Annotated in this window: 14 protein-coding genes and 1 pseudogene; 8 read left to right on the top strand and 7 right to left on the bottom strand. The window is 62.7% G+C overall.

Going from position 1 to position 16891, the window contains the following annotated elements; translation table 11 throughout:
* Positions 1 to 129: 129 nt before the first annotated feature.
* Positions 130 to 690: pseudogene (locus tag ATO9_RS25070) on the top strand (IS30 family transposase); the annotation flags it as partial.
* Between the two features lie 215 nt (positions 691 to 905).
* Here ATO9_RS25070 and ygiD read toward each other — a convergent pair.
* Positions 906 to 1733, bottom strand: a complete 828-nt coding sequence (gene ygiD, locus ATO9_RS20655; RefSeq protein ID WP_043753911.1) for a 4,5-DOPA-extradiol-dioxygenase — start codon at positions 1731 to 1733, stop codon at positions 906 to 908.
* Between the two features lie 142 nt (positions 1734 to 1875).
* Here ygiD and ATO9_RS20650 point away from each other — a divergent pair, with 142 nt between their 5' ends.
* Complete coding sequence (locus ATO9_RS20650) at positions 1876 to 2772, top strand: LysR family transcriptional regulator (RefSeq protein ID WP_043753909.1); 897 nt, start codon at positions 1876 to 1878, stop codon at positions 2770 to 2772.
* 6 nt (positions 2773 to 2778) lie between these two features.
* Here ATO9_RS20650 and ATO9_RS20645 read toward each other — a convergent pair whose 3' ends face one another.
* Both ATO9_RS20645 and ATO9_RS20640 read right to left on the bottom strand, forming a co-directional pair.
* A complete protein-coding gene (locus tag ATO9_RS20645) occupies positions 2779 to 3969 on the bottom strand; it encodes an acyl-CoA dehydrogenase family protein (RefSeq protein WP_043753906.1) in 1191 nt (396 codons plus the stop codon).
* A gap of 94 nt (positions 3970 to 4063) precedes the next feature.
* On the bottom strand, positions 4064 to 4783 hold the full coding sequence (locus ATO9_RS20640) for a FadR/GntR family transcriptional regulator (protein ID WP_043753902.1): 720 nt from the start codon (positions 4781 to 4783) through the stop codon (positions 4064 to 4066).
* 439 nt (positions 4784 to 5222) lie between these two features.
* Here ATO9_RS20640 and ATO9_RS20635 point away from each other — a divergent pair, with 439 nt between their 5' ends.
* Genes ATO9_RS20635 through ATO9_RS20610 form a run of 6 tightly spaced genes read left to right on the top strand, consistent with a single transcriptional unit; the run spans position 5223 to position 11291 of the window.
* Positions 5223 to 8084, top strand: coding sequence for a monovalent cation/H+ antiporter subunit A (locus ATO9_RS20635; RefSeq protein WP_043753900.1), 2862 nt, complete (start codon positions 5223 to 5225; stop codon positions 8082 to 8084).
* Position 8085: 1 nt separating this feature from the next.
* Positions 8086 to 8502 (top strand): Na+/H+ antiporter subunit C, encoded by a 417-nt coding sequence (locus ATO9_RS20630; RefSeq protein ID WP_052418501.1) that lies wholly within the window; start codon positions 8086 to 8088, stop codon positions 8500 to 8502.
* On the top strand, positions 8499 to 10163 hold the full coding sequence (locus ATO9_RS20625) for a monovalent cation/H+ antiporter subunit D (protein WP_043753897.1): 1665 nt from the start codon (positions 8499 to 8501) through the stop codon (positions 10161 to 10163). The genes ATO9_RS20630 and ATO9_RS20625 overlap by 4 nt, the downstream gene beginning before the upstream one ends.
* The gene (locus ATO9_RS20620) at positions 10163 to 10654 is read left to right on the top strand and encodes a Na+/H+ antiporter subunit E (protein ID WP_043753894.1); all 492 of its coding nucleotides are present in this window, start codon (positions 10163 to 10165) and stop codon (positions 10652 to 10654) included. The genes ATO9_RS20625 and ATO9_RS20620 overlap by 1 nt, the downstream gene beginning before the upstream one ends.
* Positions 10651 to 10920, top strand: coding sequence for a K+/H+ antiporter subunit F (locus ATO9_RS20615; RefSeq protein WP_043753890.1), 270 nt, complete (start codon positions 10651 to 10653; stop codon positions 10918 to 10920). Before ATO9_RS20620 ends, ATO9_RS20615 begins: the two co-directional genes overlap by 4 nt.
* On the top strand, positions 10917 to 11291 hold the full coding sequence (locus tag ATO9_RS20610; RefSeq protein ID WP_043753888.1) for a Na+/H+ antiporter subunit G: 375 nt from the start codon (positions 10917 to 10919) through the stop codon (positions 11289 to 11291). The genes ATO9_RS20615 and ATO9_RS20610 overlap by 4 nt, the downstream gene beginning before the upstream one ends.
* A gap of 14 nt (positions 11292 to 11305) precedes the next feature.
* Here ATO9_RS20610 and ATO9_RS20605 read toward each other — a convergent pair whose 3' ends face one another.
* From ATO9_RS20605 to flhA, 4 genes are all read right to left on the bottom strand, one after another.
* Complete coding sequence (locus ATO9_RS20605; protein WP_052418500.1) at positions 11306 to 12787, bottom strand: hypothetical protein; 1482 nt, start codon at positions 12785 to 12787, stop codon at positions 11306 to 11308.
* A 126-nt stretch (positions 12788 to 12913) separates the two neighbouring features.
* Complete coding sequence (flhB, locus tag ATO9_RS20600; RefSeq protein WP_043753884.1) at positions 12914 to 14035, bottom strand: flagellar biosynthesis protein FlhB; 1122 nt, start codon at positions 14033 to 14035, stop codon at positions 12914 to 12916.
* Positions 14036 to 14044: 9 nt separating this feature from the next.
* Complete coding sequence (locus tag ATO9_RS20595) at positions 14045 to 14797, bottom strand: flagellar biosynthetic protein FliR (protein ID WP_043753882.1); 753 nt, start codon at positions 14795 to 14797, stop codon at positions 14045 to 14047.
* A 5-nt stretch (positions 14798 to 14802) separates the two neighbouring features.
* Positions 14803 to 16863: a flagellar biosynthesis protein FlhA gene (flhA, locus tag ATO9_RS20590; RefSeq protein WP_043753947.1), complete on the bottom strand. Its 2061-nt coding sequence runs from the start codon at positions 16861 to 16863 to the stop codon at positions 14803 to 14805.
* Between the last annotated feature and the right edge of the window lie 28 nt (positions 16864 to 16891).

Raw genomic sequence — 16891 nt, 5'->3', positions numbered from 1 at the left:
GATGATGAAACTGAGATAGAGGAAACTGTCGCAACGACCCTTGAGCCATCAGGCATGTGTGCGGCTCCTATTAGAAGCCAAATGGTTATCTAGTAAGACGATCGTGCCAAGGGAGCCGTCTACACGCAACTGAGTCTGAGGGAATGGCGTAAAGGCGAAGATTGGTTGCACGCAAAGGTCCCCATCCGGGAAATGGCACGGGTTCTGAAACGCCACAAGTCGACCATCCACCGCGAGATCAAACGCAAATCTTGGGCCGATGACGCCTTTTCGAGGAAGTACGCCGGGTACTTCGGCCATGCGGCCCAGTTGCGAACGCAGAAGCGTCGGTCCATACAAAAAGCTGATCCGACATCCAGAGCTTTGCGAGGCGGTCGTGGCTCGGATTAAGCTCGGATGGACGCCCGAGTCGATCGGCAGCCGTATGTTCTTCGATAGTTCAAAGGCGCGGGGCAGCCAGAAGGCGATCTTTCGCTACATCTATTCGAAGGAATGCATGGCGCAGGAGCTGTGGTTATACCCACCCGAACATCGAAAGGCCCGTCGACCACGTCTTGCCAAAATGCGCCTGCCCGCAAGTTCGACCGCAACGTCAACATCCTTTTCCGTAGGGACGATGTCGCGCATCGACGCCAGTTCGAACACTGGGAAAGCGATTTGATGCTGTTCAAACAGAACCTTGGACAGGCCAGGAAATGAAGACGCGCTGCGACCCGCTCACCAATAAGCCTCGAAAATGTCTCGGCTGGAAGACCCCGGCCGAGGTCTTCCGCGAGAAAATGTTGGAGGAGCTCGGACGCCGCACCTATCCTCGCAAGCAATAGTAGTCGCACTCGGGTACTTCTTACATGCCACGTCCGGCGAAGAGAGCCCTTCACAGGTCTCGCCCGCTCATGAGGCTATTTTCAAGCCGCGTTGTGGAAAACATAGGACCTCATCGAGACGGAGCCGAGGTCGATACTGTCCGTCATGAAGGTCAGCGCATCCTTGTCATCCGATGCACCGGCGATGGTCAAAGCCGGCAAGTAGTGGTCCACAGTCGGATGCGCCATGCGCAGCAGGTTGCCCAGCTTTTTCTGATCGGCGAGGGCGGCGAAGTCGCGGTCCTGCATCCGATCCGCAAAGAGAGTGTCGAACTCAAGGGCGAAGTCCTGCGGTTTGCCGTTGTACTGCATGGCGCGCAGGTTGTGCACCACGTTGCCGGAGCCGAGGATCAGCACGCCGCGGTCGCGCAACTGCGCCAGCGTTCGGCCGATCTCAAGCTGGTAGTCCAGCCCGCGGCTCATGTCGATCGAGACCTGGAAGACCGGAACGTCGGCATTCGGGTAAAGGAATTTCAGCACCGTCCAGGCACCGTGATCCAGACCCCAGGTGTCATCTTCCTCGGCATGGTGGCTGGCCAGCAGCGTCACGACCTCGCTGGCGAGTTTAGGATCGCCATGGGCCGGGTATTGCTGGGCGAACAGGGCATCGGGGAAGCCGTAGAAATCGTGAATCGTCTTGGGCATGGCGGATACGTCGACGAGGGTGGTGCCCTTGGTCATCCAATGCGCCGAGACGACGAGGATCGCCGACGGACGCGGAAGGGATTTACCCAGCTCGGTCCAGGCGCGGCTATAGGCGGTGTCTTCGATCGCGTTCATCGGGCTGCCATGTCCCAGGAATACCAGCGGCATCCGGTCGGACGGCGAAAACCTGTCCCGCAGATCGTTGAGGGATTTGACGGTGCTCATCTTGCTTGTCCTCTATGAGGGTGGAACGGGCCGCATCGGGCAGACCCGTTATCATTCTGAGAGCAATCTGGACCTTTCCATGCTTCAACAAAATAGCGAATATATGGATTGACCTTCTCCAATCTGTTCCGAATATCGGATCATGGATATTGTCGATGAACTCAAGGCCTTCGTGGCGACGGCGCAAACCGGGTCCTTTACCGCAGCGGCGGATCAGCTGGGCGTGTCGAACCGGCTGACCTCCAAATACGTGGCAGAGCTGGAAAGCCGTCTGGGCGCGCGGCTTCTGCAGCGTACCACCCGCAAGGTCGGGCTGACTCCGGCCGGAGAGGACCTGCTGGCCCGTGCCCCTGCCCTGCTCGACGAGCTGGATGATCTGCTGTCCGACGTGTCGGAAAATTCGCGTGGCTTTTCCGGGGTCATCCGCATTTCGGCCCCCGTCACCTTTGGCGAGACCTATGTCAGTGGCATGCTGGGCCGGTTTTCGGAACAGAACCCGGGGCTGAGCTTCGACCTGCGGCTGAACGACAGCTATATCGACCTGGCACGCGACGGGATCGACATCGCCTTTCGGATCGGGCGATCCGACATGCTGTCGCTGAAGGCACGCAAGCTGGCCTCGCTAGACACGATCGCCGTTCTGTCGCCGTCCTATGCCGAACGACGCGGCATCCCGGAAACGCCCGACGATCTGGAAGGCCATGATTGCATCGTCGACACCAACCGACGCGTACCGCGCCGTTGGGTGTTTCGCGACGGGGATGTCGACCACGTGGCGATGGTCCAGGGACGCTTCCACGTGAACTCCGCACGGGCGGCGGCGTCGCTGGCGGCTGCCGGGCACGGAATTGCCTTTGTCCCGCGCTTCGCACTGAACGACCGGCTGGCGAACGGGCAGCTGATCCAGGTGATGACGCCCTTCCGTGGCGAGGGCATCCCGGTCAGCGCCGTATACCTGGAAGGGCGTGCCCTACCCCGCAAGCTGCGCGCCCTAATCGATTTCGCCGTGCAGGACATCCGGCAAGCGGATGTCCTGTAGCGGACCTCAGCCCTCGTTGGCCTTGCGCCAGTCGCGCTTGATCTTCTTGGCCAGCGACCATTTGTGCACTTCGGTCGGGCCGTCATAGATTCGGAAGGCGCGAATTTCGCGGAAGACCTGTTCGACGATGGTATCGGCGGTCACGCCCTGCCCGCCCATGACTTGGACGCAGCGGTCGGCCACGCGCATCAGCGCCTCGGACACGGCGACCTTGGCCATGGAGCTTTCTGCGGTGCCAAGCGCCCCGGTATCCAGAACATCGGCGCACCAATAGACCATCAGTTCGGCCTGTTTCAGGTCGATCAGGTTCTCTGCCAACATGAAGCCGACCCCTTCGTGATCGACCAGCGGCTTGCCGAAGGCGTTGCGTCGGTTGGCATAATCCGCTGCGATCTCGTTGGCGCGGATACAGGCGCCCAACCAACGCATGCAATGTGTCAGCCGCGCCGGGGCCAGACGGATCTGAGCATAGCGGAACCCCTCGCCGCTTTCACCCAGCATCTGGGTCGCGGGGACGCGAAGGTTGTCGATCACCACTTCCGAATGGCCGCCGGGCATGGAGCTGTCGATCGTGTCCAGCACCCGTTCGATGCGGATCGCGGGATCGGGCAGATCGACCAGGAACATGCAGGCGCCGTCATCTGACTTGGCCATCACGATGCCGACGCCAGCCCCATCGGCCCCGGTGATGTAGGTCTTGCGCCCATTGATCACCCAATGGTTTCCGTCCGGGCGGCAGGTCGTCTGCATCATCGACGGATCAGAGCCGGCACCGCCATCCCCTGCCGGTTCGGTCATGAAGAAGGCCGAGCGTTTTTCGCCGCGGACCATCGGTTCAAGGAAATGCGACTGGATCTCCGGCGAGCCGACCTTGCCCAGCAGGTACATGTTGCCCTCGTCGGGCGCGGCCGTGTTGCAGGCCAGGGGGCCAAGGGGGGACAGCCCACTGCGGATCAGGACGGCGGCAGTTTCGCGATGCGTCAGGTGGCTGCCGTCTTCGCGGATATGCGGGGTCAGAACGTCGGCCTTGCGCGCCAGGTCCTTGAGGGCGAGCGACAGTTCCTCGGATGGACCGTGGCTGTTGCGCCGGGGGTCGTGTTCATACCCGGCCACAACGTTGCGCACGAAATCCTCGACGCGGCCGCACAGCTCTGCCACCTCATCCGACACGTTGCCGGTTTCCATCTCATAGCTCATTTGTCTTCCTTCCTCCTTGGCCACTGGCGGCAATTGCACCGCGCGGGCCGATTGTTCGTGTGCACTCGGGCCGGTCGCCCGTCAGGATGTCTCGTCAGAACGGGGTGTCTTCCATCAGGCCGGCGAGGTCGATCGCGCGGCGAAAATCTTCGATATGGCGACGGGCCCAGTCCCGCGCGCCTTCGGCATCACCGGCCGCTATGTGATCCAGAACAGCGCCATGCGCCTCGGCCTGTCGCCTTGCGGCGTTCGGCGCAGCGGGGGCCACGCGTTGGAAGCCACTGAAAAGCATCCGAGTGATCGGATCGCGGGCGAGGATCAGCACCTGGTTCTTGCTCATCTCCGCGATGGCGGAATGAAACTGCATGTCCAGTTCGATCATTTCGGCAATGCCACGCGCGCGGCACAACCGGTCATGAAGAGCGGACAGGTCGTCCAGCTCCTCTTCGGTCCGGCATTGCGCGGCAAGTTCGGCGGCCAGGGGTTCGGTCACCATGGCCACCTGCCAGAGGTCGCGGAAGCTGACCTTCATCATCGTCATGGCGCGGGAGGACCGCGTGGTCAGCTTGTCGGTCTGGGGTTCTGCCACTTCAAGCCGCCGGGGCGTCGGACGATGGACCAGCCCGTCGGCTTCCAGCTGCCGCAAACCTTCGCGCACCGTGGACCGGGTGACACCGAACATCTGGGCCAGTTCGACCTCGCCGGGCAGACGGTCGCCGGGCTTGAGCTTGCCATCCAGGATCTGGGTCTCGATCTCCTCCGCGATCTGGAGATAGGCGTAATTCACTTTCAGCTGGCGGCCCTGAAGGGTCATCCGCTTTCCTCCCTCCGGCACCGATCACGCCACCGTTAATGTCGGTTTGTCTGACAATAATTGCCCCCTGTCAACGAAGGTAGGCTTGGCCGGGATCAGTTTGCCGGGTCTTCAGAGCATTCCGGGTGCGACAGAAGGCAACCTGTCTGGTCAATTTGGGAGCACCAGGCTGCGCTCGGAACCGCGCTATACGGTCATGGGAACGGGGCTGTCCAACCAACGCAGGCGAGATAAAAATCAGTTTTAGAAAAAGGTTTCCGCATGACGAACCGCCACGTACGGACATGCGGACGATGCCGGGCTATGCCAAACCAACCCCGGATCCTGCCTGAAATTTTCGTGTGGTCTATTAACCTCGCTCACGTGTTCCGTTACAAGTTCTTAGCCCCACCGTCAGGTGGCGTGTCCAGCAAGTCGGAACTGACACCATAGGAGAGCCGTGTCCCTATTTCTCATCGTCTCTCTGCCGTTTCTGGGGGCCCTTCTTCCGGGGCTGATGATTTCGGCAGGTCGCCGCGCCTGTGCGCTCACGACACTCTATGTGACGCTGGCCGCATTCATCGGCCTTTTGACACATGTTCCAACGATCATGGCCGGCGGAACCGTCACCGCCCGACTTGACTGGCTTCCGTCGCTGGGGCTGAACGCGAATTTCTACCTCGATGGGCTGGGGCTGCTGTTCGGTATCATGATCCTGGGCATCGGCCTGCTGATCATCGCCTATGCCCGCTACTACCTGTCCCGCGAGGACAAGATGGGCGAGTTCTACACCTACCTGCTGCTCTTCCAGGGCGCCATGGTGGGGATCGTCCTGTGTGACAACATCCTGATGCTGCTGGTTTTCTGGGAACTGACTTCACTGTCGTCCTTCCTGCTGATCGGCTATTGGAAGCACTTGCCCGAAGGCCGCCAGGGCGCGCGAATGGCGCTGACCGTGACCGGTATGGGCGGGCTGGCCATGATCGGTGGCATGCTGATGCTGGGCCAGATCGTCGGCAGCTATGACCTGACAGTCATCCTGGAAAACCGCGAGGCGATCCAGGCCTCGCCGCTATACCTGCCAGCGCTGATCCTGATCCTTCTGGGCTGCTTCACCAAATCTGCGCAGTTCCCGTTCCATTTCTGGCTACCCCACGCCATGGCCGCGCCGACGCCGGTGTCGGCCTACCTGCACTCGGCCACCATGGTGAAGGCCGGTATCTTCCTGATGGCGCGGCTGTGGCCGGTCCTGTCGGGCACGGATGCCTGGTTTGCCATCGTCACGACGGCCGGTCTGGTCACGATGGTGCTGGGCGCCGTGATCGGGTTGTTCAAGAACGACCTGAAGGCGCTTCTTGCGTTTTCCACGGTCAGTCATCTGGGCCTGATCACCATGCTTCTGGGCACCGGCACGCCCTATGGCGCGATGGCCGCGGTGTTCCACATCATGAACCACGCGACGTTCAAGGCGGCGCTCTTCATGACCGCCGGGATCATCGACCACGAGGCGCATACCAGGCACATCCCGTCACTTGGCGGTCTGCGAAAGCTGATGCCGGTGACCTTCGTGATCGCGACCATCGCGTCGCTGTCCATGGCCGGTATCCCGCTGCTGAACGGGTTCCTGTCAAAGGAAATGATGCTGGAGGAGGCTTCGCACACGACGCTGTTCAACTCCCCCTGGCTGGTGCCGGCGCTGGCGACGATTGGTGCGCTGTTCTCGGCCGCCTATTCCTTCCGCTATATCTCTCACGTCTTTCTGGGGAAGGAGCGGGACGATTACCCCTCGCATCCGCATGATCCCGGCTTCGGCATGTGGGCGCCCCCTGCCCTGCTGACCTGTATCGTTGTGCTGATCGGGATCGCGCCCTTCCTGGCCGAACCTTTCGTGCGTGTCGTGACCGGCGCTGTCCTCAGCGGCACGGCGGACATGCCCTATGCGCATCTGAAAATCTGGCACGGGGTCACCCCGGCGCTGATGATGTCTGGCATCGCTGTCGGTGGCGGCCTGATCCTTCTCGCGCTCTACAAGCCGCTGTCCCGCGGCTGGGAAGCTGCACCGCGCCCCGAGGCGAAGGCGATCTTCGACGCGCTGATCGCGGCGGTCGTGCGTGTTGCCGATTGGTTCACGCAAGGGCTGCATAACGGGTCGATGACGCGCTATGCCGCGATCCTGACCGCCACGATCATCGTGGTTGGCGGCCATGCGTTCTTTACCGGCGAAATCGCTCCCCCGACGCGCGAGATGATCGAGCTGGACCCGATGTCCGTCGCCGGTTGGCTGCTGCTGGTCGTGGCGACAGGCTTCCTTGTCTTCTGCCACCGCAACCGCCTGCTGGCGCTGGTGCTGATGGGGGTCGTAGGCCTGATGGTGTCCATCGGTTTCAACTACCTCAGCGCGCCGGACCTGGCCCTGACCCAGATCTCGGTCGAAGTGGTGACCATCATCCTGATGCTGCTGGCGCTGAATTTCCTGCCCAACACCACCCCGGTGGAAAGCAGCATGGGCAAACGGATGCGCGATGGCGGCATTGCCCTTGTAGCGGGTGTCGCGGCCGCGGGGCTGATCTATTCGATCCTCATGCGCGACTTCGCCCAGCCGTCGATCTCGGATTATCACCTGGCGAATTCCTACAAGGGCGGCGGCGGTACCAACGTCGTCAACGTGATCCTGGTGGATTTCCGTGGCTTCGACACGTTCGGCGAGATCATCGTGCTGGGGATCGCCGCGCTGATCATCTACGCGCTGACCGAAACGCTGCTGTCCGGACCTGTCCGCGCCCGGCTGCTGAACCGCAAGCCGGATCAGCCGCGCGCAGGCGATGCACATCCGCTGATGATGGTCGTGATGACCCGGGTGATGTTGCCGCTGTTCCTGATGGTCGGCGTCTACATCTTCCTGCGCGGGCATAACGAACCGGGCGGCGGCTTCATCGCCGGCCTGGTTGTCGCCATCGCTGTTGTGGTTCAGTACATGGCCAGCGGGTTCTCCTGGGCCGATCAGCGGCAACGCTACCCCTATCACGGGATCATCGGCGCCGGGGTTCTGGTTGCCGGGCTGACCGGGATCGGCGCCTGGTATGCGGGCAAACCTTTCCTCAGCTCGGCCTTCGGATATTTCCGCATCCCACCGATGGAAGAGTTCGAACTGGCCACTGCCATGGGCTTTGACTTGGGCGTCTTCCTGGCCGTGGTCGGGGCGGTCATGCTGTCTCTGCACAGCTTCTCGCGACTGGCCCGCCGGGCCGAGATGAACGTCAGCGAACACGCCATGGACATCGACCCGTCCCGCCCCGAAACACCGGCCGGAGAGGAGAGCTGACATGGAGCTGCTGATCGCATCCGCCATCGGCGCGCTGACCGCCGCCGGCATCTACCTGGTGCTGCGCCTGCGCACCTTCCCGGTGATCCTGGGCACCTCGCTGCTCAGCTATGCCGTCAACGTGTTCCTGTTTGCCACCGGGCGGCTTGTCGTGGACCAGCCTCCGATCCTGCGCGACGACGTGACGAGCTATACCGACCCCCTGCCCCAGGCGCTGGTCCTGACGGCGATCGTGATCTCGTTCGGGATGACCGCCGTCGTCGTGATCATTGCGCTTGGCGCCTACCTGAGCGGCAACGACGACCATGTCGACGATCAGCCGGGCCTGTTTTCGGAAGATGGCGACGATGCCGACAGCGAAATGGGCAGCGACTATGCCGGCGGCGGCAAGACGACCACGACGGAGGGCTCAGCATGACCCACTGGATCATCCTTCCCGTCGTTCTGCCCGCCCTGCTGGCCGCGATCATCGTGCTGGGCGTGCGCCATCACCTGATGCTTCAGCGTGTCTTTGCCCTGGCAGGCACCGGGACGCTTCTGGCCATCGCCGCCGGGTTGTTCTGGACCGCGTCCGACGGCACGATCACGCTTTATCAGCTGGGGGACTGGGCCGCACCCTTCGGCATCGTTCTGGTCGCCGACCGGCTGGCCACGCTGATGGTGCTGCTGACCGCGATCCTGGCCCTGCTGGTGCTGCTTTATGCCATCGGATCGGGCTGGGACAGCCGGGGACAGCATTTCCACGCCCTGTTCCAGTTCCAGCTGATGGGCATCATGGGCGCCTTCCTGACCGGTGACGCGTTCAACCTGTTCGTCTTCTTCGAGGTTCTGCTGATCGCCTCCTACGGGCTGATGATCCATGCGGGTGGCACGAAGCGGCTCAGGGCCGGTGTGCAGTACATGCTGTTCAACCTGTTGGGCTCCACGCTGTTCCTGTTCGCGCTCGGCACGATCTATGCCGAAACCGGGACGCTGAACATGGCCGACCTGGCCCAGCGTGTCGCGGCCGCCTCGGCCGATCAGACCGCGGGGCTGCGCACCGCATCGGTGCTGCTGCTGATGGTGTTTGCCGTGAAGGCCGCGATCCTGCCGCTGCATTTCTGGTTGCCCTCGAGCTATGCCAGCGCCCCCGCCCCGGTGGCCGCATTGTTCGCCATCATGACCAAGGTCGGCGCCTACGCGATCATCCGGTTCTACACGCTGGTTTTCCCGCCCAGCCTGACCTCGATGGAGGGGCTGTTCGACACATGGCTGCTACCGGCCGCGTTGGTGTCGCTGGCCGTCGGGATGATCGGCGTGCTGGGATCGCGTAGCCTTGACCGTCTCGTCGCATTTTCGATCATCGGGTCGATGGGGATGCTGATGGCCTCGGTTGCGGTCTTCACGCCGCAAGGCATCACCGCCGCGCTTTACTACGCAGTGCATTCGACACTGGCGGCCGCCGCGCTGTTCCTGCTGGTCGATGTCGTGCGGGATCGTCGCGGCTCCAAGGGGGCTGCATTGGTAGAAGCCCCGCCGATGGCTGGCGGTGCGCTGGTAGCGGGCATGTTCTTTGCCGCGGCGATTGCCATGGCCGGCCTGCCGCCGCTGTCGGGCTTCCTGGGCAAACTGCTGATCTTGGACGCCGCAACGGGCAGCGCCTTGGTCTGGTGGGTCTGGGCCGTCGTGCTCGGCTCCAGCCTTATCGCCGTCGTCGGGTTTTCCCGCGCGGGCAGCACGATCTTCTGGAAGGCCCATGCCGTGCCGGTGCCCGATCCGGGCCACGACACCGACCCGGAGGACGTGCAGGGCAGCCGCGAGCCGCGTGATCCCCCCGCAAAGGCCCCTGCCCTGCCCATGGTTGCCATCGGTGGTCTGCTGGGCCTGCTGGTCGCAACCACTGTGTTTGCCGGGCCGTTGAACCGCTACCTGACCGCGACGACGGACCAGTTGTTCGACCCCGCGCCCTATATCTCCACCGTGCTGGAAACACCCGGCAAGGAGATCAAGAGCCATTACGACGATCATGGCGAAGACAAAGGTGATGATCACGGGGCCGAGGCCGCCGGTGACAGCCATGGCAGCGAGGAGAGCCACTGATGATCCGACGCATCCTGCCTCATCCCATGCTCAGCCTCTTGCTGGTCATCGTCTGGTGCCTTCTGGTCAACGGATTGAGCCTGGGCACCGTGGTCTTCGGCGCAATCCTTGGCATCATCATCCCGGTCGTGACGGCCCCCTACTGGCCCGACCGTCCGCTGATCCCGCATCCACACCGGATGCTGGGCTATATCCTGATCGTCCTGTGGGACATCATCGTCGCCAATGTCATCGTGGCAGGCATCGTCCTGTTCAAGCGCAACAAGGATATGAAATCCGTATGGATCGCCATCCCACTGGATTTGCGCACGCCCGAGGCGATCACGATCCTGGCCGGAACGATCACGCTGACGCCCGGCACCGTGTCGGCCGACGTGTCGGATGAGGGTCATTCGCTGCTGGTCCATGCGCTGGACGCGGACGACCCCGATGCCGTCCGCGACGAGATCAAGACGCGCTACGAACGCCGCCTGAAGGAGATTTTCGAATGATCCAATATGCGCTCGCCTTCGGTTTCGCCTGTGTCGCGCTGGCCCAGATCCTGGCCATGATCCGGCTTATCTCGGGCCCCGGGATCGGGGACCGCGTTCTGGCGCTGGACACCATGTCGGTGAACGCCGTGGCGTTGATCGTACTGATCGGCATTGCCGCGGGATCGCAGATCTACTTCGAGGCCGCGCTGATCATCGCGATGCTCGGCTTCGTGTCGACCGTGGCTTATGCACGCTTCGTGCTGCGGGGGGACATCATCGAATGACCTACGAAATCGGCGAAATCCTGGTTTCCCTGACGATCGTGATTGGCGCGGCCTTCGTGCTTGTCGGGTCCATCGGCCTGGTGAAGCTCGACAAACCCATGGCTCGTCTGCATGGCCCCACCAAGGCGGGCACGCTGGGCGTCGGTGGGATCCTTCTGGCCTCGATTATCTACAGCTTTGCCTATGGCGACGGATCGATGCACGAATTGCTGATCATGGTGTTCCTGTTCGTGACCGCCCCGATCTCTGCGCATTTCATCGCCAAGGTGCACATCCACCGCGACCACACGGCTCAGGAACTGCCCGACCCGCCGAATGACCGCGTCTGGGCCACCAAGGATATCGATCCCGAGGAAACGACCGAGGCCTGAAGCCTCGACGTTCCTCAGCCCACGATCGTTGTCAGAAGCGCGAAAATCGGCACCGCCGCCAGCATCGAAAGAACCCCGTAAAGCAGGTTCCACCGCCATGTCAGTGTCGTGGGCGCATATCCCCCGACCCTGTTTATCATCAGCACCGGCGTGGCCAGCGGCGAGAGCAGAATGCTCATCGCCCAGCCCATCGATATCGATAGTGCGAGCAGCGTCGGGTCCGTGGGCATAACCGGCAGCTTGCCGAAGAAACTGCCAAAGAACACCGCTGTCATGATCGGGCTGAGGCCGAACAGGCTCATCGAGGCGAGGAGGGGCGGCAGCGCCGACAGCAGCAGGAAGTCGGGGATGTTGGCCAGTCCCAGGGCCTGCGCCACGTCATCGGCCGGCACCAGCGCAGAGCCGGCGCGCCCGATGAAACCGGAACAGCCGAGGGTCACGGCCACCCGTGCGGATTGCGGGATACTGTCCAAGGCGATCTCCTTCAGCCGCCGACCGACCGGGACAAGGTCCACCTTGCCGCCATTCCAGTTCTGCACGACCAGCCAGCCGACCAGCATCAGCGGACAGGTCGCCATCAGTCCGAAGATGATGGTCTCGTCCAGCAGGTTGCTGATCAGGATACTGGGACCGAAAAGCCACCCGCAGGCCAGAGCAAACTTGGCCGTGGCCATGCGCGGGAAGATAGGTCTTTGCTGCTTGGCGCGCGGACGATAGGCGCGGAACCTCACCCGGTCCTCGATCGCGCCGACCACCATGAACAGCAGGAACAGAAGAAACCCGATCAGGATCCATAGCTTGCGGTCGACATCCGGGATCAGCTCGAGCAGCGCGAGCGGCGCCACGGCCGTCGGGGACCAGATCACGCACCAGGCAAAGCCGCGCAACAGCGCGGAGACCTGCCGCCGTTCGCGGATCGGGTTCAGGGGATCGGTCGGATCGGTGCTGCGGATACCGCGCTGGATCAGCGGAACAAGGAAGCTGACGACCCCGAGGTTGAAAAGGATCGACATGATGCCCGAACCGGAGAAAAGCGCGTAGAACCGCCGTCCGGCCGGTTGCCGGGCCAGGAACCGGCCTAGCGCCTCGACCGAGGGGGAGCTTCCGGCGGCTTCGTGCAGCAGGCCCAGAAGCAGGATGAACGCCATCAGGAAGGTCGCCTGGCTCAGCGCGCCGGCAAGGTCCTGCTGCGGCGTCGGGCTGAACTGCCAGACAGCCCATGACAGGACGGCAGACAGGCAAAGCAGGTAGACCTCCCGCAGGCCGATCTTGCGGGCGGAGGCGAGGATCACCGCCGCCATCGCAACCCAGGCCCCCGTTTGCGCGACGTTGTTGTCCGTCATCCGCGCCAGCAGTTCGGTCGCCATCAGCGTCATGAAGAGCCATCCCAGCAGAAGCCTTTGCGGCTTGCCGGGCGATGCGGGTCGGTTGGGATCGATTTCGGGCAGGTCTTGCGACGCACCGGATGACGAGGGGCGGTCCTCCGGGTGTTTCATGGGGCTTCCAATATGCTCTGTGCAGCGCCTATCAAAACCACTTCGCGCAAAGGGGCAAGTCGATCCCGCCTTGCGGTTACCGCATAGCGAGACGTAGGCGCAAATCTATGGCCATTCGCCCGTGGGTTAGTCGAACAGACGCAGAGCAGACCCCTGCGGCGGATCGCGCGGCACGTTGCGCTGCAGGTCCATCACGTAACCGATGATTTCGGCCACGGCCTGCCAGTGTTCGTAGGGGATCTGCTCGTCGATCTCGGCTACGGCATGAAGCGACCGGGCCAATGGCTTGTTCTCGATCAGGGGCACGTCGCTTTCGCGGGCGATCTTGCGGATTTGCGCGGCCATCAGGTCCGCGCCCTTGGCCACGCAGACCGGCGCCTCGTCCACACCGTTCTCGTACCGCAGGGCCACGGCAAAATGGGTCGGGTTGGTCAGCACGACGGTCGCAGTCGGCACGGCGGTCTTGATCCGCTGGCGCGACCGCTTGCGGCGTTCCTCGGCCCGCTTTGCCTTGATATGCGGGTCGCCTTCCGTGTCCTTGTGTTCGTCCTTGATGTCCTGGATCGACATGCGCTGTTTCTTCAGCCACTGGAACCGCTTCCACATGATGTCGGCAATGGCGATCACGACCAGAAGGATGGTGACGATGATCAGCAGCAAGGCGGCATAGCGCCCGATATAGGGCAGGATGGCGTGCGGCACGACGGATTCCGCCTGCCAGATACCCCGCACGGCAAGCTGCGCGATGTAGATCGAGATTCCGCCGACCACCAGGACCTTGGCCACGCTTTTCAGGAATTCGACGAAGCTGTCGAGCGAGAAGATCTTCTTGAAACCCTTCAACGGGTTGATCTTTTCCATCTTGGGCGTGATCCGGTCTGCGGCCACGACGATATCGCCCTGGATCAGGATCCCGACCACCGCCGCCAGCAGCATCGTCGCCGCAACGGGGGCCAGCACCGTGGCCATGCCCATCGAAAGCTCCCATGTCACCTGGCTGAGATCGTTCAGCCCCTGAACGTCCTCGCCGATCCGCACCTGCCCGGCATTTTCGAAAACCCGGCGCAAGACACCGGCCAGCATCGGCCCCAGCTGCGGGAAGAACAGCACCGCCACCAGGAACAGCGACAGCACGGACATCATGTTGCCCGCTTCCTTTGATGACGGAACGTCGCCTTTCTCCCGCGCCTGGCGGAGTTTTCGCGGCGTGGCCTCTTCTGTCTTGTTATGCTTGTCCTCTTCGGCCATCCCGCCCCCTTAGAATGTCAGCAGGCCCAGCCACTCGACAAAGCGGGCGGCGAAGGTGCGCAGGGCGGTTGGAACGGACAGGACCAGCACGAACAGGCCCGAGGCAATCAGCACGGGCGCGGCAACGAAGAAGACCGGCAGCGACGGCAGCATGCGGTTCGTCAGGCCCAACCCGGTATTGAGAACGACCCCCATCACGTAGAACGGTGCGGCGACCGACATCCCGACATAGAACGCGGCCGATCCCGCCTTGACCATATGTTCGGCCAGGTCACCAGGCATCAGCCGCCCGGCCGGAAACACGTCATAGGAATGGATCAGCGCCCCGATGATGACGTGATGGATGTCGGCTGCAAAGATGATCGCGACGGCCGCCAGAAGCAGAGCGGTCGCGATCAGGGTAGACCCCTGGAACGACCCGATATCGGGGGCAAAGGCGTTCGACAGGCCGGACACCATGCCGATCTGCGCGCCTGCGACCTGAAGCCCGGTCATCAGCACGCGCCCGGCCATCCCGATCCACGCGCCGATCGTCACCTCGAAGGCAAAGGCGCGGATCAGTCCGGCCGGATCGCCCGGGATCGGACCGCTGGCGACGATGGGTGCAATCACGATCGACAGCAGCAGCGACATGGCCAACCGGTGACGCACGAAGACAAAGCTTTCGCCAAAGGCCGGGATGAACATCATCGCCGCGCCGATCCTGGCAAAGACCAGCGCCACGGTCAGGAACTGGGTGGTGAGGAAGGCAGACAGGTCCATGCCCCCTACCCTCCGATCGTGGCCAGCGTCCGCAGGTTGGCGTTGCGGTGGATCTCGTTATGGGAAATCACCTGGGTCATCGGGCTGACCCGTTCCAGCATGTTGCGGATGAAGCTGCGCGCCTCAGGGCTGACAAGGATCGCGGGCCAGCGGTCTTCGGCGGCATGTTTCTGGATCGTCTTGCGCGCTTCGAGGACGAATTCCTGGATGCGCTGCGGCGACATGATCAGGTTGCGGTCATCGCCGTTCACCCGGACGTTTTCGACGAATTCCTGATCCCATTGCGGGGACAGTGTGATGACCGGGATGAAGCCCTGCTCGTCCGACAACGCCTTGCAAATCTGGTTCGACAGCCGCCGGCGCACATGTTCTGTGATCGTCACCACGTTGGACGACGTCCGCTTGGCTTCTGCAATCGCCTCGACGATCAGGGGCAGGTTGCGGATCGACACCCGTTCCGTCAGCAGGGCCTGCAACACATGCTGCACCAGGATCGCCGGAGAAGTGCCGCCGATCTCTCCGATCAGCTTCTGATAATCCCGGTCCAGCCCCTCGATCAGGTGCTGCGTCGCCCCATAGGTCTGAAGGTCCGGCATATGTTCCTTCACCACCTCGGTCAGGTGGGTGGTGATGACGCTTTCGGGATCGACGACGGTATAGCCTTGCTGTTCGGCCTGCTGTGCGTGCATCGGCTGGATCCACAACGCATCAAGGCCAAAGGTCGGATCCTTCGCCTTCTCGCCGGGCAGCTTGATCGGGTTGTCGGACGGGTTCACGACCATCATGCCCTGCGGGCGCACTTCGCCGCGTGCGACCTCCACACCCTGAACGAGGATGGCATAGCTGTTGGCAGGCAGCATCGGTTCGTCCGTGATCCGAACCGAGGGCAGGATGAAGCCGTATTCACGGGCAAAGAGGTTGCGCAAGCTCTTGATCTTGCCGGGCAGCGCGGCGTCGGTGGCCGCCATCAGCGGCACCAGACCTTCGCCCATTTCCAGCCGCAGATCGTCCAGCTTCATCGTGGTCTGGACGCTGTCATCTTTGCCGCTTTTGCCGGCCCGTTCTTCCTCGATCTTGGCGCGGCGCGTCGCCTCGGCGGCCTTTTCTTCCTGCACCTGGATGTAACGGCCCAGACCGGCCATCAGCCCTGCCATCAGGGCAAAGATCGGCAGCGGAAAGCCCGGCAGGATACCGATCAGGACCAGCATGCCCGACGCCATGTAAAGCGCCTTGGGAAAGCGCGACAACTGACCCAGTACCGCCTCGTTCGCCGCGCCCACGGTCCCGCCCTTGGTCACGATCAGGCCCGCGGCCAGCGACACGATCAGCGCGGGGATCTGGGTGACCAGCCCGTCACCGATCGTCAGCGTGGTATAGGCATTCGCGGCCTCGGTCACCGACAGGTCGTATTGCAGGACACCGATCAGGATGCCGCCGATCACGTTGATCAGCGTGATGATGATCCCGGCAACCGCATCGCCGCGCACGAATTTCGACGCACCGTCCATGGCGCCGAAGAACCCGCTTTCATCCTCGAGTTCCTTGCGGCGGCGCTTTGCCTCCTGCTCGTCGATCAGGCCCGCGCCCAGATCGGCGTCGATCGCCATCTGCTTGCCGGGCATCGAATCCAACGAGAAACGCGCCGAAACCTCGGCGATCCGCGTCGAACCCTTGGTGATGACGAGGAAGTTGATGACCACCAAAATCGCGAAGATCACGATCCCGATGACGAAATTGCCCGACACGATGAAACGCGAGAACCCCTCGATCACGCCGCCTGCCGCGCCCGGGCCGGTATGCCCCTCGCTCAGGATCAGGCGGGTCGAGGCGACGTTCAGCGACAGGCGCAGCATCGTGACGACCAGCAACAGCGTCGGGAAGGAGTTGAATTCCAACGGTTTCGGGATCCACAACGCGACCATCAGGATCAGGACAGAGACCGACAGCGAAATAGCCAGCCCAAGGTCCAGGATCACCGGCGGCAACGGCACGAAGAGCACCGCAAGCACCATGATGACACCGAAGGCAAACCCGATATCGCGGTTCTTCAGGCCCAGGGCGAACATCTGTGCCCCCTGCCCCGTATTCGTCCGG

The sequence above is a fragment of the Pseudooceanicola atlanticus genome (assembly GCF_000768315.1).
Classification (GTDB): Bacteria; Pseudomonadota; Alphaproteobacteria; order Rhodobacterales; family Rhodobacteraceae; genus Pseudooceanicola; species Pseudooceanicola atlanticus.
Note: the sequence above shows the minus strand (reverse complement) of the source record. Positions and strands in the feature narration are given on the sequence as shown.